Source organism: Micromonospora sp. SL1-18, from assembly GCF_047921505.1.
Taxonomy (GTDB): domain Bacteria; phylum Actinomycetota; class Actinomycetes; order Mycobacteriales; family Micromonosporaceae; genus Micromonospora.
This window is the reverse complement of record NZ_JBLROA010000004.1, coordinates 109457-125274: the sequence shown is the minus strand read 5'-3', so window position 1 is coordinate 125274 and position 15818 is coordinate 109457. Positions and strand designations below refer to the sequence as shown.

At 71.5% G+C, this 15818-nt stretch carries 17 protein-coding genes; 11 read left to right on the top strand and 6 right to left on the bottom strand.

Annotated elements, in window-relative coordinates:
- Positions 1-83: 83 nt before the first annotated feature.
- Entirely contained in the window at positions 84-1259 is a 1176-nt protein-coding gene (gene nadA / locus ACNAW0_RS03105; RefSeq protein ID WP_416286130.1) for a quinolinate synthase NadA, read from the bottom strand.
- A gap of 44 nt (positions 1260-1303) precedes the next feature.
- Here nadA and ACNAW0_RS03100 point away from each other — a divergent pair, with 44 nt between their 5' ends.
- The 5 genes from ACNAW0_RS03100 to ACNAW0_RS03080 all read left to right on the top strand — a co-directional run bounded on the left by ACNAW0_RS03100 (position 1304) and on the right by ACNAW0_RS03080 (position 5328).
- Positions 1304-2464 carry a glycerate kinase gene (locus ACNAW0_RS03100; protein ID WP_416286129.1) on the top strand — a complete coding sequence of 387 codons (1161 nt, stop codon included), beginning with the start codon at positions 1304-1306 and terminating at the stop codon, positions 2462-2464.
- A 153-nt stretch (positions 2465-2617) separates the two neighbouring features.
- Positions 2618-2986, top strand: a complete 369-nt coding sequence (erpA, locus tag ACNAW0_RS03095) for an iron-sulfur cluster insertion protein ErpA (RefSeq protein WP_416286128.1) — start codon at positions 2618-2620, stop codon at positions 2984-2986.
- Positions 2987-3201: 215 nt separating this feature from the next.
- Entirely contained in the window at positions 3202-4179 is a 978-nt protein-coding gene (locus ACNAW0_RS03090; protein WP_416286127.1) for a carbohydrate kinase family protein, read from the top strand.
- Positions 4176-4733, top strand: a complete 558-nt coding sequence (locus ACNAW0_RS03085) for an AAA family ATPase (protein ID WP_416286126.1) — start codon at positions 4176-4178, stop codon at positions 4731-4733. The genes ACNAW0_RS03090 and ACNAW0_RS03085 overlap by 4 nt, the downstream gene beginning before the upstream one ends.
- Positions 4734-4905: 172 nt before the next feature.
- Positions 4906-5328 carry a hypothetical protein gene (locus ACNAW0_RS03080; protein WP_416286125.1) on the top strand — a complete coding sequence of 141 codons (423 nt, stop codon included), beginning with the start codon at positions 4906-4908 and terminating at the stop codon, positions 5326-5328.
- 85 nt (positions 5329-5413) lie between these two features.
- Here the strand turns inward: ACNAW0_RS03080 and ACNAW0_RS03075 are convergent, their stop codons facing one another.
- Positions 5414-5641: a sulfurtransferase TusA family protein gene (locus tag ACNAW0_RS03075; RefSeq protein ID WP_416286124.1), complete on the bottom strand. Its 228-nt coding sequence runs from the start codon at positions 5639-5641 to the stop codon at positions 5414-5416.
- Positions 5638-6789, bottom strand: coding sequence for a cysteine desulfurase family protein (locus ACNAW0_RS03070; RefSeq protein ID WP_416286123.1), 1152 nt, complete (start codon positions 6787-6789; stop codon positions 5638-5640). The genes ACNAW0_RS03075 and ACNAW0_RS03070 overlap by 4 nt, the downstream gene beginning before the upstream one ends.
- 241 nt (positions 6790-7030) lie before the next feature.
- Between ACNAW0_RS03070 and coxB the strand changes: the two genes are divergently transcribed.
- On the top strand, positions 7031-8002 hold the full coding sequence (gene coxB / locus ACNAW0_RS03065) for a cytochrome c oxidase subunit II (RefSeq protein ID WP_416286122.1): 972 nt from the start codon (positions 7031-7033) through the stop codon (positions 8000-8002).
- Between the two features lie 11 nt (positions 8003-8013).
- Positions 8014-8439 carry a cytochrome c oxidase subunit 4 gene (locus ACNAW0_RS03060; protein ID WP_416286121.1) on the top strand — a complete coding sequence of 142 codons (426 nt, stop codon included), beginning with the start codon at positions 8014-8016 and terminating at the stop codon, positions 8437-8439.
- A gap of 66 nt (positions 8440-8505) precedes the next feature.
- Here ACNAW0_RS03060 and trpD read toward each other — a convergent pair whose 3' ends face one another.
- The 3 genes from trpD to ACNAW0_RS03045 all read right to left on the bottom strand — a co-directional run bounded on the left by trpD (position 8506) and on the right by ACNAW0_RS03045 (position 11317).
- Positions 8506-9552, bottom strand: coding sequence for an anthranilate phosphoribosyltransferase (trpD, locus tag ACNAW0_RS03055; RefSeq protein WP_416286120.1), 1047 nt, complete (start codon positions 9550-9552; stop codon positions 8506-8508).
- Positions 9553-9747: 195 nt separating this feature from the next.
- Positions 9748-10146, bottom strand: coding sequence for a hypothetical protein (locus tag ACNAW0_RS03050; RefSeq protein ID WP_416286119.1), 399 nt, complete (start codon positions 10144-10146; stop codon positions 9748-9750).
- Positions 10147-10348: 202 nt separating this feature from the next.
- Positions 10349-11317, bottom strand: a complete 969-nt coding sequence (locus ACNAW0_RS03045) for a cytochrome c oxidase assembly protein (protein ID WP_416286118.1) — start codon at positions 11315-11317, stop codon at positions 10349-10351.
- A 107-nt stretch (positions 11318-11424) separates the two neighbouring features.
- Here ACNAW0_RS03045 and ACNAW0_RS03040 point away from each other — a divergent pair, with 107 nt between their 5' ends.
- The 4 genes from ACNAW0_RS03040 to ACNAW0_RS03025 all read left to right on the top strand — a co-directional run bounded on the left by ACNAW0_RS03040 (position 11425) and on the right by ACNAW0_RS03025 (position 15708).
- Complete coding sequence (locus ACNAW0_RS03040) at positions 11425-12024, top strand: cytochrome c oxidase subunit 3 (RefSeq protein WP_416286117.1); 600 nt, start codon at positions 11425-11427, stop codon at positions 12022-12024.
- Between the two features lie 72 nt (positions 12025-12096).
- Positions 12097-12933: a c-type cytochrome gene (locus ACNAW0_RS03035; RefSeq protein ID WP_416286116.1), complete on the top strand. Its 837-nt coding sequence runs from the start codon at positions 12097-12099 to the stop codon at positions 12931-12933.
- 67 nt (positions 12934-13000) lie between these two features.
- Positions 13001-14083, top strand: a complete 1083-nt coding sequence (locus ACNAW0_RS03030; protein WP_416286114.1) for a ubiquinol-cytochrome c reductase iron-sulfur subunit — start codon at positions 13001-13003, stop codon at positions 14081-14083.
- Entirely contained in the window at positions 14080-15708 is a 1629-nt protein-coding gene (locus ACNAW0_RS03025; RefSeq protein ID WP_416286113.1) for a cytochrome b N-terminal domain-containing protein, read from the top strand. The genes ACNAW0_RS03030 and ACNAW0_RS03025 overlap by 4 nt, the downstream gene beginning before the upstream one ends.
- Positions 15709-15818 lie beyond the last annotated feature (110 nt).

Sequence of the window (15818 nt, the reverse complement as noted above, 5' to 3'; positions counted from 1 at the left end):
AAATGGAATCGGTCACATCACCAGCGAGGGCACGAACCGGGGTGTCCCGTGTCTTTCCGTGCCATAGGTATGACCGAGGGTGGTCAAGCGCCCGGGAGGGCGAGCATCTGGTCCAGCGCGGCCCGGGCGTGGTGCGCGGTGTCCGGGTCGACGGTGATCTGGTTGACCACGCGGCCCGCGACCAGCTCCTCCAGCGCCCACACCAGGTGTGGCAGGTCGATCCGGTTCATCGTCGAGCAGTAGCAGACCGCCCGGTCCAGGAACATGATCTGCTTGTCGGGGTGGGCGATCGCCAGCCGGCGGACCAGGTTCAGCTCGGTGCCGATCGCCCATGCCGAGCCGGCCGGGGCCGCCTCGATGGTCCTGATGATGTACTCGGTCGAGCCGACGAAGTCGGCGGCGGTGACCACCTCGTGCCGGCACTCCGGGTGGACCAGCACGTTGACGCCCGGCACCCGCTCCCGCACGTCGTTGACGCTGTCCAGCGTGAACCGGCCGTGCACCGAGCAGTGCCCGCGCCAGAGGATCATCTTCGCGTCGCGGAGCTGCTCCGGGGTGAGCCCGCCGCCCGGCTTGTGCGGGTCGTAGAGGACGCAGTCGTCCAGCGAGAGGCCCATCTCCCGCACCGCCGTGTTGCGGCCCAGGTGCTGGTCGGGCAGGAAGAGCACCTTCGACCCCTGCTGGTACGCCCAGTCCAGCGCCCGCTTCGCGTTGGACGAGGTGCAGACCACACCGCCGTGCCGGCCGACGAAGCCCTTGATGTCCGCCGACGAGTTCATGTACGTCACCGGCACGGTGTCCTGCGCGACGCCCAGCTCGGTCAGCACGTCCCAGGCGGTCTCGACCTGCGACAGCACCGCCATGTCGGCCATCGAGCACCCGGCGGCGAGGTCGGGCAGGATCACCTTCTGGCTGTCCGTGGTGAGGATGTCGGCGCTCTCGGCCATGAAGTGCACGCCGCAGAAGACGATGTACTCCGCGTCGGGGCGGGCCGCCGCCTCCCGGGCCAGCTTGAACGAGTCGCCGGTCACGTCGGCGAACTGGATCACCTCGTCGCGCTGGTAGTGGTGGCCCAGCACGAAGACCTTGGTGCCGAGCGCGGCCTTGGCCGCCGCCGCCCGGGCCACCAGGCCGGGGTCGCTCGGCGCGGGCAGGTCACCCGGACACTCCACGCCACGCTCGGTGGCGGGGTCGCTGCCGCGGCCGAGGAGCAGCAGGGCAGTGGCGGTGCTGGAAGGCTCAACCCAGGTCGAAGTCACGCCTCCCATCGTCCCACAGCCGGCCCGGCGCGCGGCCGCCGCCGATGTGGCCTGCCACACTGCTGCGCATGCGCGTACTGCTCTGCCCGGACAAGTTCGCCGGCACACTGCCGGCCCAGGAGGTGGCCGCCGCAGTGGCCGAGGGCTGGCGGACGACCACCCCCGCCGACGAGCTGTTGATCCGCCCGCTCGCCGACGGCGGCCCCGGGTTCGTCGCCGTGCTCGCCGAGGCGCTCGGCGGGCGTTGGCTGTCGGTGCCGACCGTCGACCCGCTCGGCCGGCCCGCCGTCGGTGAGATCCTGCTCACCGACGACGGGACCGCGTACCTGGAGAGCGCCCAGGCGTGCGGGCTGCACCTGCTGTCCGCCGCCGAGCGAGACCCGAAGGCCACCACCTCGTACGGGCTGGGGCTGCTGGTGGCGGCCGCGGTCGAGGCGGGAGCGCGGACCGTGGTGGTCGGGCTGGGTGGCTCGGCCACCAACGACGGGGGCGCCGGCATGCTCACCGCGCTGGGCGTCACCGCGCTCGACGAGGCCGGCCGGGCCCTGCCGTACGGCGGTGCGGCCCTCGCGGCGGTGGCCGCGCTGGACGGCGCCCCCCGGCTGCGCGGGGCCACCCTGGTCGCCGCCACCGACGTCGACAACCCGCTGCTCGGGCTGCACGGCGCCAGCAACGTGTACGGCCCGCAGAAGGGCGCCAGCCGTGCCGACGTCCTGCTGCTCGACGCGGCGCTGGAGCGCTGGGCCGGGGTGCTGGAACGCGAGCTGCCCGGCTGCCCGCCCGGGCCCGGCGCGCTGCCCGGGGGCGGCGCGGCCGGCGGCCTCGGCGCGGCGATCCTCGCCCTCGGCGGCCGGTGCGAGTCCGGCGTCGGGCTGGTCACCCGGGCCATCGGGCTGGACGCCGCGCTGGACGCCGCCGATCTGGTGATCACGGGGGAGGGGTCCTTCGACCACCAGTCGCTGCGCGGGAAGGTCGTGGCCGGAGTGGCCGGGGCCGCCCGGGACCGGGGCGTGCCCTGCGTGGTGCTGGCGGGACAGGTGAGCACCGGGCGGCGGGAGGCGGCCGCGGCGGGCGTGACCGAGGCGTACAGCCTGGTGGAGCACTTCGGCGGCGAGGAGCGCGGCGGGCTGGAGGCGGCGCTGGCCCGGCCGGCCGAGGGACTGCGCGCGCTGGGCGCCCGGCTGGCCCGGCAGTGGAGCCGATGATCGGATCCCGGTGGTTTCCCGGCGGAGTCATGGCACCGGGGGTGGCCTTCGCCGGGGCGGCGTACGATCGGACCTGGACCACACCGGGAATGACTGGGCGACGGGGTACGTTGGCCAGTGCGTCCGGACCCACACGCGCAGGGAGATTTCCACGTGACCACGCCAGCGCAGACCGAGTCGACCGAGGCCAAGGCCGCCAACACCGTCGTCCTCACCGACGTCGCGGCGCAGAAGGTCAAGGCCCTGATCGAGCAGGAGGGCCGCGACGACCTGCGGCTCCGGGTCGCCGTTCAGCCGGGCGGCTGCTCCGGCCTGCGGTACCAGCTCTTCTTCGACGAGCGGTCGCTCGACGGTGACATCGTCACCGACTTCGACGGTGTCGAGGTCGTCGTCGACCGGATGAGCGCGCCCTACCTGGCCGGCGCGACCATCGACTTCGCCGACCGGATCGACGCCCAGGGCTTCACCATCGACAACCCGAACGCCGGCAACTCCTGCGCCTGCGGCGACTCGTTCAGCTGAGTCGAGGCGGCCCGCACCGGGCCGACGGATGACATACCCGACAACGGCGGGACCGTTCCTCACCGGGCGGTCCCGCCGTTGCGGTTCTTCCGGGCGGGTGTCCGGGCGGTGACGCACGGGCGTCCGGCGGGCAACCCGTTGTCGACCGACCCCCTCCGGCGGGCCGGGGTGACCGGTAGGCTGACCGCGCCGTGCTCCCGACCACGAGGGTTGACATGAAGATCGCCGTGACCGGCTCGATCGCCACCGATCACCTGATGAGCTTCCCCGGTCGCTTCGCCGACCAGCTGCTCGCCGACCAGCTGCACAAGGTGTCGCTGTCGTTCCTCGTGGACGACCTGGTGCTCCGCCGGGGCGGCGTGGCGGCGAACATCGCCTTCGGCATGGCCCAGCTCGGGCTGTCTCCGGTGCTGCTCGGCGCGGTCGGCGCCGACTTCGCCGACTACCGGTCGTGGCTGGAGCGGCACGGCGTCGACTGCGACTCGGTGCACGTCAGCGAGGTGGCGCACACCGCGCGCTTCGTCTGCACCACCGACACCGACATGTGCCAGATCGCCTCGTTCTACGCCGGTGCCATGAGCGAGGCCCGCAACATCGAGCTGGCCCCGGTGGCGCACCGGCTGGGCGGTCTCGACCTGGTGCTGGTCGGTGCCAACGACCCGGAGGCGATGATCCGCCACTCGGCCGAGTGCCGGGAGCGCGGCATCCCGTTCGTCGCCGACCCGTCCCAGCAGCTGGCCCGGATGGACGGGGAGCAGGTCCTCGGCCTGATCGACGGTGCCGAGTACCTGATGACCAACGACTACGAGAAGTCGCTGCTGCTGAGCAAGGCGGGGCTCACCGACGCGCAGCTGCTCGACCGGGTCAAGGTCCGGATCACCACGCTGGGCAAGGACGGCGCGGAGATCGCCGGCCGGGACTTCGACACCATCCACGTGCCGATCGCCCGGCAGATCCAGGCGGTCGACCCGACCGGCGTCGGCGACGGCTTCCGGGCCGGCTTCTTCGCCGCCCTCTCCTGGGGCCTGGGCCTGGAGCGTGCCGCCCAGGTCGGCTCGCTGCTGGCCACCCTGGTGCTGGAGACCGTCGGCACCCAGGAATACCAGGTTCGCCGTGACCTGTTCGTCAAGCGGCTCGCCGAGTCGTACGGCGACGCGGCCGCCGAGGACGTTCGGCCGCACCTGCTGCCGTGACCTCCGGCGTACGTGATCCGGGCCGCCCGGTGGACCCGGCGGCCCGCCCCGGCGCCGGCGGCCCGCTGCTGGTCGCCTTCGCCGGGCTGCCCGGGGTGGGCAAGAGCACCCTCGCGGCCCGGGTCGGTGCCGCGCTGCGCGCCCCGGTGCTGCCGGTCGACCCGGTGGAGCGGTCCCTGCACCGGTACGGCCTGGTCGGCGACGTGCCCGGGATGGCGGCGTACGGGGCGGTCGCCGGGCTCGCCGAGGTGCAGCTCGGGCTCGGCCTGAGCGTGGTGGTGGACGCGGTGAACCCGGTGGCCAGCGCCCGCGGTCTCTGGCACGACCTGGCCGTACGGGCCGGCGTGCCGCTACGGGTGATCGAGGTGCACTGCGGGGACGAGGCCGAACACCGGCGGCGGGTCGAGGCCCGGCTCCCCGACGAGTTCCTCCCCACCTGGGAGCAGGCCCTGGTCCGCCGCGCCGAGTACGAGCCGATCATCGGCCCCCGCCTGGTGGTGGATACCGCCATCGACACCGACCCCCTCCCCGCCATCCTCACCTACCTCCGCTGACCCCTCCCGCCCAGCGCTTTGGGCCGGTGCCGGTGGGGGTGGGCGCGGGCTGGGTCAGCTGGGGCGGGTCATCTCGTCCTGCACTGTGGAGCGCAGCCGCCGAGCCTCGGCCAGATAGGTCGGCAACACCAGCAAGCCGGGCAACAACATCTCCCCGCACCTGCACTTCGAGGTGCGCTACCCGGACCGTTCCCAGTCGCACATCATCAAGGCCGTCTTCAACGGCTCCACCTTCTCCTACCCGAACGCCTCGGTGACCAGCCAGAACTGCGCCACGTCGTACGACCCGGCCGCGGTGTGCGGCAGCGGATTCGAGGTCATCGACTCGGCGAAGCTCGGTTCGGCCGGCACCGCCAACCTGCTGTGGAAGGGCACGACCAGCCAGAACTGCGTGGTCACCCTGAAAATGGCGAACGTCGGTACGGCCACCGCCACGAGCGCCTTCCTCGAACCGCAGGGCTCGACGAGATCGACGGACTCCGGCAACTTCTCGTACTACGCGGGGCCGGTGATCCGTTCGTCGCCGGGTTGCGTGACGTGGGGCGGTAGCACCGGCGGCTCCACCTACACCTCGCCCGTCGAGCACTGCGGCTGACCGGACCCGTGTTGATCAAGAGGTTTGTGTCATGCCGCCGGCGGCGGGCCCGTGACGCAAACCTCTTAATCAAGGGGTGCGGGCGTCAGTGGGCGCGGCGGACGTCGTAGGCGGGGGAGTCGGGGTGGGCGCCGACGAACTCCTGGCCGCGCATGCGGCACCAGGCCGGGATGTCCACCGCGGCGGCCGGGTCGTCGGCCAGCACCCGCACCACCGCACCGACGGGCAGCTCGGGCAGCCGGCGGGCCAGGTTGATCACCGGTAGCGGGCACCGCTGGCCCCGGCAGTCCAGGACCTCGTCCGGCTCGCTCACAGCCCCGTCACTCCCGCCTCGGCGCGCAGGTCGGCGACCACCCCCGGCAGCTCGGCGAGGAAGCGTTCCACCTCCGCCTCCGTGGTCTCCCGGTGCAGCGACACCCGGACGTTGCCGTGCGACAGCACCCCCATCGCCTCCAGCACGTGCGAGGGCCGCAGGGTGGACGAGGAGCAGGAGGAGCCGGAGGAGACCGCGAAGCCGCGCCGGTCCAGCGCGTGCAGCAGCGCCTCGCCGTCCACGTACAGGCAGGAGAAGGTGACCAGGTGGGGGAGCCGGTCCACCGGGTCGCCGACCACCTCCACGTCCGGCACCTCGGCCGCCACCCGGGTCCGGATCCGGTCCACCAGCGGCGCCAGCCGGGCCGTCTCGGCCGCCGCGTCGGCCGCCGCCGCGCGCAGGCTCGCCGCCGCGGCCACCACCGCGGGCAGGTTCAACACCCCCGGGGTACGCCCCGACTCCCGCTCGTCGGCCGGGAACGGCGACTCCCACCGGGTGCCCTTGCGGACCACCAGCAGCCCGACGCCGGGCGGCCCGCCCCACTTGTGCGCGCTGGCGGTCAGCACCGACCAGCCGGCCGGCAGCGGTGCCCGGCCGACCAGCTGCGCCGCGTCGACGTACAGCGGCACTCCCGCCTGCGCGCACGCCTCGGCCGCCGCCGGCACCGGCTGCACCGTGCCCACCTCGTGGCTGGCCCCGATCAGGGCCGCCAGGGCCACCCCCGGGGCACCCACCGTCGCCGTCCAGGCGTCCAGGTCCAGCCGGCCCAGCCGGTCCACCGGTACGGAGACCGCCTCGCCGCCGCCGGCCACGTGCCGCTCGGCGGCGTGCAGCACCGCGGAGTGCTCGATCGCGGAGTGCACCAGGGTCACCCCGACCCGGTGCCGCCCGGCCAGGCCGCCCAGCACGGCGGCGTGCGCGGCGGCCGTACCGCTGGGGGTGAAGGAGAGCTCGTCGGTGCGGACGCCGAGGGTCTGCGCGGCGGCCTCCCGGGCGGCGTCGAGGAGCTGACGGGCCCGACGGGCCTGGGTGTAGAGCCGGCCGGGGTCGGCCCAACCGTCGTCCAGCGCCGCCAGCAGCGCCTGCCGCGCGACCGGATGCAGCGGGGCGGCGGTGGCCGCGTCCAGATAGACCGGGGATGTGCTCATGGCCGATCTCCGCTCCGCTCCGATCGGCCATGAGGCTCCATGGCGCTGTGCCTGATGGTTCGCTCGCTCACGAAGGCCGACGCTATCGCGCCGTCCGGCCCGCAACACCCGGATGGGGGCGGACAGTGACCCCAAGACGGTCAGGCCCGTCATGGTCGAGTAATCTGCGACCGTCGGTGACGCCTTTGCCGTCGGTGCTGGAGGAAACAACCACCGCGGCGCGCTAGGGAGGCAGGACCAGGTGGTCGCAAGGAGTTCGGAGGTACGGTCGTCGGCCGTACGGCACAGCGCTTCCCCAGGGGCCGGTGGACGCCGGCGGCGTGGTGCTGGTCGGCTCGCCGGGCTCGGTCTCGGCGGAGCCGCGCTGCTGGTACTGCTCACCGGCTGTGACGTCGGCGGGGCGGTCGGCGGCTTCGGGTGGCCGCAGGGCGGCATCACGCCGCAGTCGCACCGCATGTACGACCTGTGGATCGCGTCCTGCATCGCGGCGCTCGCGGTCGGCGTGTTCGTCTGGGGTCTGATCTTCTGGTGCGTGATCCGCTACCGGAAGCGCGGCAACGAGCTGCCGGTGCAGACCCGCTACAACATGCCGATGGAGTTCCTCTACACCATCGCGCCGATCCTCGTGGTCTCCGTGCTCTTCTACTACACGGCGGTGGTGCAGACCGGCGTGGACAAGCTCACGAAGAACCCGGACGTGACCGTCGAGGTCGTCGCCTTCAAGTGGAACTGGCAGTTCAACTACCGTGACGGCCAGGGCCGTGACGCCAACACCGTGGCCTCGGTCCTCGGCACCAGTGATGTCATCCCGGTGCTGGTCCTGCCGACCGGCAGGTCGATCCGGTTCGAGGAGCAGAGCCGCGACGTCGTCCACTCCTTCTGGGTGCCGGAGCTGCTGTTCAAGCGCGACGTCTTCCCGGGCAGCATCCGCAACGTCTTCGAGGTCTCCAGCCTCGACCAGGAGGGCTGGTACGTCGGCCGCTGCGCCGAGCTGTGCGGCAGCTACCACGCCTTCATGAACTTCGAGCTGCGGGTCGTCTCGCCCCAGAAGTACGACCAGTTCCTCGCGGAGAAGAAGGCCGGCAAGTCGACGCAGGAGGCGCTCAAGGCCATCGGCGAGCCCGAGTTCGCCCAGACGACCAAGCCGTTCGACACCCGGCGCGCCAAGAACAACTTCAACCCGTCCGACGCGTCGGCCGGCGTGGGAAGCTGAGGGATCCGGCAATGAAGACCGAGTGGAAAATCTTCCTGATCGTCGGGGCGTTCCTCGGCGGCATCGCCGCCCTCTACGCCGGCTGGACGGCCGGCCAGAGCGGTCGGGTCGAGTGGGTCGGCACCGTGGCGCTGCTGCTGTCGTTCCTGCTCTGCGCGATGTGCGGCGGCTTCTTCTGGTTCGTCTCCCGCCGTATCGACCTGCGCCCGGAGGACCGGCCGGACGGCGAGATCGCCGACGGCGCCGGCGAGCTCGGCTTCTTCAGCCCGGGCAGCTACTGGCCGTTCGGCCTGGCCCTGGCCGCGACGGTCGCCGGTCTCGGGCTGGTCTTCTGGCAGTTGTGGCTGCTGGGCGTGGGCGCGGTGGCGGTCATCCTCGCCGCCAGCGGCCTGCTCTTCGAGTACTACAGCGGCACCCGCCGGACCGCCGAGCACTGAGCTGACGGACGAAAGGCCCGCCTCCCCGGTCAGGGGAGGCGGGCCTTTTCACGTGCGTTCGGCCGGTCAGAGCGAGCGGCCGACCTGGAGCCACCGGTCCAGGACGCCGGCGGCGGCCCCGGAGTCGATCGACTCGGCCGCCCGGGCCAGGCCGGCCCGCAGCGCCTCGGTCAGGTCGCCGTCGAGCGGGCCCTGGGTGGCCAGCGCCACCGCGGCGTTCACCAGCACCGCGTCCCGGACCGGACCGGGCTCGCCGGCCAGCAGCCGCCGGGCCACGCCGGCGTTGTACGCGGCGTCGCCGCCCCGCAGGTCGGCCAGGGTGGACCGGGGTACCCCAAGTTCCGTCGCGTCCAGCAGCGCCTCCCTGACGGTGCCCTGCTGGGCCACCCAGACGCGGGTCGGCGCGGCGGTGGTGAACTCGTCCAGCCCGTCCTCGCCGCGCATCACGACCACCGAGTCCCCCCGGGCCGCGAAGACGGCCGCCATCACCGGCGCCATCCGCAGGTCGAAGCAGCCGACCGCGCCGGCCCGGGGGCGGGCCGGGTTGGTCAGCGGGCCGAGGAAGTTGAAGAAGGTGGGTACGCCGACCTCCCGGCGGACCGGCCCGGCGTGGCGCATCCCGGGGTGGAACCGGGCCGCGAAGCAGAACCCGATGCCGGCCTCCGTCACGCACCGGGCCACCTGCTCGGGAGTCAGGTCCAGCGGTACGCCGAGGTGTTCCAGCAGGTCGGCGGTGCCGCACGAGGAGGAGGCGGCCCGGTTGCCGTGCTTGACCACCCGGACGCCGGCCCCGGCCACCACGAGCGCGGTCATCGTGGAGATGTTGACCGTGTGCGCGAGGTCACCACCGGTGCCGACCACGTCCAGCGCGGTGGTTCGGATCTCCTCGGGGAGCTCGACCTCGACGGACCGGCCGAGCATCGCCTCCACCAGGCCGGCCAGCTCGGCCGGGGTCTCGCCCTTGGCACGCAGCGCCACCGCGAAGGCGGCCACCTGCGCCGGGCTGGCCGAGCCGGTCATGATCTCGTCCATCGCCCAGGCTGTGTCGGCGGTGGAGAGCTCCTCGCTGTGCAACAGCGCGTTGAGCAACAGCGGCCAGGTCCGTTCGCCCATGGCGGGCCTCCCGAGCGGGGCGTGGAAAGCGGATGTGGCGGCCTTCATTCGGTCCGGAGCGCCGCCTGGCGCGGAGGCCGAATCATGGCCGACGGCCTTCATTCGGTCCGTAGTGCCGGCTGGCGGCGCGGAGGCCGAATTATGGCCGTAGTGCCGGTGCCACGGCCACGCTGCCGTGGCACCGAGGGGGGCGGCTCAGGCCACGGCGTGCGTGCGCCGCAGCAGCTCGGCGACGGTGGTGCCGGTGGTCACCGGGTCGAGCGGGTGGGTCAGCGTGGCGTCGACCTCGGCGTACGCGGCCAGCCAGCGGTCGGCGGCGCGGGCGAGCACGACGCAGGTCGGCGGGGCGTCGTCCCGGTCGTCCTTGATCTGGCGGGCGATGCCGATTCCGCCGCCCGGGGTCGCCTCGCCATCGAGCAGGAGCAGGTCGATCTCGTAGTCGTCGACCAGCCGGACGCACTCGGCGTAGTCGGCGGCCTCGGCGAACTCGATCTCGAGCCCGGGCGCCGGTCGGGTGCCGACGGCGAGCCGCATCCGGTCGCGGACCTTCGGGTCGTCGCTGTAGAGCAGGACGGTGCACACACGATCGCTCATCGTTGACTAGCTCCCACCTCGTAGCTGCCCGCTGATCGTAGCGGGCGTCACATTCGGCTGAATGGCCCGCCCCGGCGTACCCCTCGACGGCTCCAGGTCGCGGCGCGGCGCCAGACCGGCCTTCATTCGGTCCGGAGCGCCGCGTAGCGGCGCGGAGGCCGAATTATGGCCGCCAGCCGAGCTGGAGTTGTCGCAGCGGGGCTCAGCCGGCGTTCTGTGCGGCACGCTCGCGCGCTTCCTGGCGGTCCAGCTCGCGGTCCAGCCGGCGGGCCTCGCGCTCGGACTGCTTGATCCACTGGACGACCAGCACGGCCAGCATGGTGACGCTGACGAACTCGCCGCCGGCCCAGAGGATGCCACCTGCGACGACCTGGTCGTTCCGCGGGTCCGACCAGCTCAGGTGCAACGACGGGTACCAGTCCCCGCCGAACAGCGTGGCGCTCTGCATGATCGTGAGCCCGAGCACGGTGTGGAACGGCACGGAGAGCAGCATCAACAGCGCCCGGGCCGGGTACGGCCAGCGCCCGGGCAGCGGGTCCAGGCCGAGCAGCGGCCAGAAGAAGACGCAGCCGGTCATGATGAAGTGGGCATGGGTCAGCTCGTGCGCCCACTCGTGCTGCAGGGTGTAGTGGTAGAGGTCGGTGAAGTAGAGCGCGAACGGGTTCACCACGAAGATGGCGAACGCGACCAGCGGGAAGCTGTAGATCCGGGCGATCCGGCTGTGCACGATCGCCAGCAGGCGCTTGCGGGGCCGCACCGAGAGGGTGCGCAGGGCGAGCGTCACCGGGGCACCCAGCGCCAGGAAGATCGGCGAAAGCATGGACAGCACCATGTGCTGCACCATGTGCACCGACAGCAGCGTGGTGTCGTACGCGCCCAGCCCGCTGAGCGTGACCACCGCGATCCCGCCCAGGCCGGGGACGAGGAAGCACACCGTCCGGATCGCCGGCCAGCGGTCACCGCGAAGCCGCAGCCGGTACACGCCGTACAGGTAGAGGCCGGCGGCGAGGATCAGCCCGAGGGTGAGCCAGCTGTTCAGCCGCGTCTCGGTGACGATCCGCGCGACGGTGAACGGCGGCGGGACGGCCTCACCCCCCGCCATCAGGATCACCGGAGCGACGCGTGGCGGAGCGCCCGAGGTGGCGGCGAAGATCGGGTCGACGTGCAGCACGCTTTTCAGGGTAGGTCAGGCGAAGCGGACGACCCCGATCGGGCCACTGGGGTGCGGGTTTGCTACCCCGCTGATCGTCGTTCCCGGTCAAGGGCAATAATGACCGCGTGACTGCGGCCCCAGCCATTGACAAGAGCCGGATCCACTCTCTGACCCGACCCAACATGGTCAGCGTCGGGACGATCGTGTGGCTCTCCAGCGAACTCATGTTCTTCGCGGCGTTGTTCGCGATGTACTTCTCGATCCGCGCGGCGGCACCGGAGCAGTGGGAGAAGCACACCGAGGTCCTCAACATCCCCTACGCGACCACCTTCACGGTGATCCTGGTGTTGTCCTCGGTGACCTGCCAGCTCGGTGTCTTCGCGGCCGAGAAGGGTGACGTCCACTCCCTCCGCAGGTGGTTCACGATCACCTTCGTGATGGGCCTGATCTTCGTGCTCGGCCAGGCGAACGAGTACCGCAACCTGGTGCACGAGGGCGTCAAGATCAACGGAGACGGGTACGGGTCGATGTTCTACCTGACCACCGGCTTCCACGGTCTGCACGTGAGCGGTGGTCTGGTGGCTTTCATCATCTTCATGATCCGTACCACCATGGGCCGGTTCACTCCGGCGCAGGCCACATCGGCGATCGTCGTCTCCTACTACTGGCACTTCGTCGACGTCGTGTGGATCGGGCTCTACGCCATGATCTACTGGCTCCAGTGATCTTGGCGCGTCACATACCGCGCCGCTGCTCCGTCCCCTGAGACAAGGTCCAACCGGTTAAGGACACAGGTCATGACTTCTGACAACGACCGCCGACGCGGTCTGCTCGCGCGGCTGCGCGGGCGGCCCGTAGCGCGCAGCAGGGGCCGCCGCCGGCTGGGTGCCGCGGTCCGGCTGGCCGCCGCGCTGATGCTGGCCGGCGGCGCCTACACCGTCTTCGCCCCCGGCGTGCAGGCGCAGGACACGCCGCCCCTGAGCGCCGCCGCCAACGAGGGCAAGGCGCTGTTCGACGTGAGCTGTGTGACCTGCCACGGTCGCAACGCCCAGGGCGTCGTGGGCCGTGGTCCGAGCCTGATCGGTGTCGGCTCGGCCTCGGTCGAGTTCCAGGTCAGCAGCGGCCGCATGCCGATGGCCCGGCAGGAGGCCCAGGCCCCGCGGAAGAACCCGCAGTTCACCGACGAGCAGGTGCGCCAACTCGGCCAGTACATCCAGGAGCTCGGCGGCGGCCCGGAGGTCCCCGCGGGCAACAACCTGCACCAGAACGGCAACGTGGCCACCGGTGGCGAGCTGTTCCGGATCAACTGCTCGCAGTGCCACGCCTTCACCGGTGGCGGCGGCGCCCTCTCCTCGGGCAAGTACGCGCCGAGCCTGCACCCGGCCAGCGACCGGCAGATCTACGCCGCCATGCTGAGCGGCCCGCAGAACATGCCGGTGTTCGGCGACAACCAGATCTCTCCGCAGGAGAAGGCGGACATCATCGCCTACATCCAGCAGACCCTGAAGTCCGACCAGGACCAGGGCGGTTTCAACCTCGGCCGGTACGGCCCGTCGACCGAGGGTCTGGCGATCTTCCTGGTCGGCATCGTCGCGTTGGTCTTCGCGAGCCTGTGGATTGCGGGCAAGTCGTGACCGAGCAGACCATTCGTTTCAGTGCTGTGGCGTCGACCCCCGGCGCCATCCGTAGCGAGGTGGCGGCATGAGCATCCACACCGAGCGCCCGCAGGGGCGGGAGCCGCTCGACGTGAACGACCCCCGGGTCTCCCGGTTCGAGATCGTCCAGGAGGGCGCGCGGCGGGACGACATCGAGATCGTCCACTACGAGCCGCAGGTGGTCCCGGGCAGCAAGGCGGAGCGCCGGCTGACCCGTACGGTGGCCTTGTTCTTCCTGCTGACCGGCGCGGCCGCCACCGCGTTCCTGGTCGTCTACATCTGGTGGCCGTGGGAGTGGGAGCCGGGCCACGGCGGCGACAAGTGGTATACGCCGCTGCTCGGCGTGACCCTCGGCGTCGCGCTGCTCGGCATCGGCTTCGGCATCCTCACCTGGGGCAAGAAGCTGCTGCCCAAGGAGGTCTCGATCCAGGACCGGCACGACCAGCCGGGCCCCGCGGAGGACCGCCGGATCACCGGCGAGACGATGCTCTACATGGCCGACGAGCTGGGCGTCCGGCGGCGGCCGCTGCTCGGTGTGTCGCTGCTCGCCGGGCTCGCGCCGGTCGGCGCGGTGGTCGCGGCGCCGCTGATCGGTGGCCTGATCGAGAACCCGCACAAGAACAACCAGATGTTCACCACCGGGTTCAAGCCGGTGGACGGGAAGAAGATCCGGCTGATCCGCGAGGACGGCCGGCCGATCCGCCCGGCGGACGTCAGCGTCGGTGGTCAGCTCACCGTCTTCCCGGGCGTCGACGGCGGCGTCAGCAACAGGTACGCCGACTCGCCGACCCTGCTGATCCACCTGCGTGACGAGGACGCGCAGGCGTCGCGCGCCGCCAACGCGGGGAAGAAGCACAACCGCGACTACATGTGGGGCAACTTCGTCGCGTTCTCCAAGATCTGCACGCACGCCGGTTGCCCGGCGAGCCTCTACGAGCAGCAGACCAACCGCCTGCTCTGCCCCTGCCACCAGTCGCAGTTCCTCATCACCCGCAACGCCGAGCCGGTCTTCGGCCCGGCGAACCGGCCGCTGCCGCAGCTGCCGCTCGAGGTGGACGAGGAAGGCTTCTTCGTGGCGAAGTCCGACTACACCGAAACCATCGGTCCCGACTTCTGGGAGCGGCCATGAAGCGCAGAAAGTTTGACGCAGCAGCGCTGCCGGGCAAGACCGCCGGGGCGCTGGACGACCGCTTCCAGGCGGCCACCCCGCTGCGTAAGCTGCTGAACAAGGTCTTCCCCGACCACTGGTCCTTCCTGCTCGGCGAGATCGCGCTCTTCTCGTTCATCGTGCTGGTGCTGACCGGTGTCTTCCTGACCTTCTTCTTCGAGCCGGCGATGACCGAGGTCATCTACAGCGGCAGCTACGCCCCGCTGCGGGGCACCCCGATGTCGGCCGCGTACGCCTCCAGCCTGGACATCTCGTTTGATGTCCGGGGTGGTCTGATCATGCGGCAGATGCACCACTGGGCGGCGCTGCTGTTCATGGCCTCGATCGTGGTGCACATGCTGCGGGTGTTCTTCACCGGCGCGTTCCGCAAGCCGCGCGAGACCAATTGGATCATCGGCTCGCTGCTGTTCTGGGTGGGCTTCCTGGCCGGCTTCACCGGCTACTCGCTGCCTGACGACGGCCTGTCCGGCACCGGTCTGCGGATCGCCTCCGGCATCATGCTGTCGATCCCGGTGATCGGCTCCTGGGTCACCACGTCGGTCTTCGGCGGGGAGTTCCCGGGCACCATCATCATCAGCCGGTTCTTCATCGCCCACGTGCTGCTCATCCCGGGCCTGCTGGTGGCGCTGATCAGTGCCCACCTGGGCCTGGTCTTCAAGCAGAAGCACACCCAGTGGCCCGGCCCCGGCCGGACCAACGACAACGTGGTCGGCGAGCGGATGTTCCCGCGCTACGCGATCAAGCAGGGCGGCTTCTTCATGGTCGTCTTCGGCGTGATCGCCCTGATGGCGGGCATTTTCCAGATCAACCCGATCTGGTACTTCGGCCCGTACGAGGCCTGGGTGGTCTCCGCGGCCAGCCAGCCCGACTGGTACGTCATGTTCCTCGACGGCTCGACCCGCCTCATGCCCCCCTGGGGGATCTACATCCCGATCGGCGACGGCTACGTCATCCCGCCGCTGTTCTGGCCGACGGTCGTGCTCCCCGGCGTCCTGGTGGGCCTGTCGACGATGTACCCGTTCCTGGAGGCCCGCCGCCTCAAGGACAACCGCCACCACAACCTGCTCCAGCGGCCCCGGGACGTCCCGGCCCGCACCGCGGTGGGCGCGATGGCGGTGGCGTTCTTCATCGTGCTGACCCTCTCCGGCGGCAACGACGTCATCGCCGACAAGTTCCACATCAGCTTGAACGCGATGACCTGGGCGGGCCGGGTCGGCCTGCTGGTCCTCCCGCCAGTGGCGTACTACCTCACCTACCGGATCTGCCTGGGGCTCCAGCAGCACGACCGGGAGGTGCTGGCCCACGGCGTGGAGACCGGCATCATCAAGCGGCTGCCGGACGGCCGGTTCGTCGAGGTGCACCAGCCGCTCAGCGCGGCCGAGGGCCACGACGAGCACGGTGCGCTGGACTACGCCGGCTGGGTCGTCCCGAAGAAGATGAACCGGCTCGGCGCCCTCGGCCCGGCGGTCCGGGGCTTCTTCTACCCGATCGAGAGGCCGGCCGAGGCGCCGGTCTCGCCGGGGCACCCGCCGGTCGAGCCCCGACCGGAGCGCGAGGAGATCGGCAGCGGCGAGAGCCGTCGCTGACCTGCCCCAGCCCACTGACCGTGGCGCCCGCCGGGATTCCCGGCGGGCGCCACGGCCGTTTCCACGCCGTCCGTCCCGTCCCGCCCACCGAGTGCCTCGTGCTTCCGCTC

Bases quoted from the DNA above. Each gene is read 5' to 3' on its own strand.
- ACNAW0_RS03100 (WP_416286129.1), top strand. From the start codon at position 1,304: ATGTGGCCTGCCACACTGCTGCGCATGCGCGTACTGCTCTGCCCGGAC.
- ACNAW0_RS03090 (WP_416286127.1), top strand. From the start codon at position 3,202: ATGAAGATCGCCGTGACCGGCTCGATCGCCACCGATCACCTGATGAGC.
- ACNAW0_RS03070 (WP_416286123.1), bottom strand. From the start codon at position 6,789: ATGAGCACATCCCCGGTCTATCTGGACGCGGCCACCGCCGCCCCGCTG.
- ACNAW0_RS03060 (WP_416286121.1), top strand. From the start codon at position 8,014: ATGAAGACCGAGTGGAAAATCTTCCTGATCGTCGGGGCGTTCCTCGGC.
- trpD (WP_416286120.1), bottom strand. From the start codon at position 9,552: ATGGGCGAACGGACCTGGCCGCTGTTGCTCAACGCGCTGTTGCACAGC.
- ACNAW0_RS03050 (WP_416286119.1), bottom strand. From the start codon at position 10,146: ATGAGCGATCGTGTGTGCACCGTCCTGCTCTACAGCGACGACCCGAAG.
- ACNAW0_RS03035 (WP_416286116.1), top strand. From the start codon at position 12,097: ATGACTTCTGACAACGACCGCCGACGCGGTCTGCTCGCGCGGCTGCGC.
- ACNAW0_RS03030 (WP_416286114.1), top strand. From the start codon at position 13,001: ATGAGCATCCACACCGAGCGCCCGCAGGGGCGGGAGCCGCTCGACGTG.
- ACNAW0_RS03025 (WP_416286113.1), top strand. From the start codon at position 14,080: ATGAAGCGCAGAAAGTTTGACGCAGCAGCGCTGCCGGGCAAGACCGCC.